Source organism: Xanthomonas sp. SHU 199, assembly GCF_000364665.1.
Taxonomy (GTDB): Bacteria; Pseudomonadota; Gammaproteobacteria; order Xanthomonadales; family Xanthomonadaceae; genus Xanthomonas_A; species Xanthomonas_A sontii.
The window spans coordinates 1-1,200 of sequence record NZ_AQOI01000166.1; the positions used below are offsets into that span (position 1 = coordinate 1).

1 protein-coding gene is annotated in these 1,200 nt (G+C 65.8%); it reads right to left on the reverse strand.

The genetic code is table 11. The annotated features are described in order from the left end of the window. Positions 1–15: 15 nt before the first annotated feature. Positions 16–1,200: elongation factor Tu (gene tuf, locus D183_RS0107305; RefSeq protein WP_017908427.1), on the reverse strand; the 1,185-nt coding region annotated here is incomplete at its 5' end.

Consider the following 1,200-nt stretch of genomic DNA (forward strand, 5'->3'; position numbering starts at 1 on the left):
CGCCGCCGGAGGGCATTACTTGATGATCTTGGCCACCACGCCGGCGCCGACGGTGCGGCCGCCTTCGCGGATCGCGAAGCGCAGGCCTTCGTCCATCGCCACCGGGTTGATCAGCGTCACCACCATCTTGACGTTGTCGCCCGGCATCACCATTTCCACGCCTTCCGGCAGCTGCACCGCACCGGTGATGTCGGTGGTGCGGAAGTAGAACTGCGGACGGTAACCCTTGAAGAACGGGGTGTGACGGCCGCCCTCGTCCTTCGACAGCACGTACACCTCGGCTTCGAACTCGGTGTGCGGCTTGATCGAACCCGGCTTGCACAGCACCTGGCCGCGCTCCACGTCGTCACGCTTGGTGCCGCGCAGCAGCAGGCCCGCGTTGTCGCCCGCCTGGCCCTGGTCCAGCAGCTTGCGGAACATTTCCACGCCGGTCACGGTGGTCTTCTGCGTCGCACGGATGCCGACGATTTCGATTTCGTCGCCCACCTTGATGATGCCGCGCTCGATACGACCGGTCACCACGGTGCCGCGGCCCGAGATCGAGAACACGTCTTCCACCGGCATCAGGAACGGCTTGTCCACGTCGCGCTGCGGCTCCGGGATGAACGAATCCAGCGCGTCCACCAGCTTCAGGATCGCCGGCACGCCAATCTCGCTCTGGTCGCCTTCCAGCGCCAGACGCGCCGAACCGTGGATGATCGGGGTGTCGTCGCCCGGGAAGTCGTACTTGCTCAGCAGCTCGCGCACTTCCATCTCGACCAGCTCGAGCAGCTCGGCGTCGTCGACCATGTCGGCCTTGTTCAGGAACACCACGATGTGCGGCACACCGACCTGACGCGACAGCAGGATGTGCTCGCGGGTCTGCGGCATCGGGCCGTCAGCGGCCGAGCACACCAGGATCGCGCCGTCCATCTGCGCCGCACCGGTGATCATATTCTTGACGTAGTCCGCGTGACCCGGGCAATCCACGTGCGCGTAGTGGCGCGTCGGGGATTCGTATTCCACGTGGGCGGTCGAGATCGTGATGCCGCGCGCCTTCTCTTCCGGCGCCGCGTCGATCGCGTCGTACGCCTTGAACTCGCCGCCGAAGCGCTCTGCGCCGATCTTGGTCAGCGCCGCGGTCAGCGTGGTCTTGCCGTGGTCGACGTGACCGATGGTGCCGACGTTGACGTGCGGCTTGGTGCGCTCGAACTTACCCTT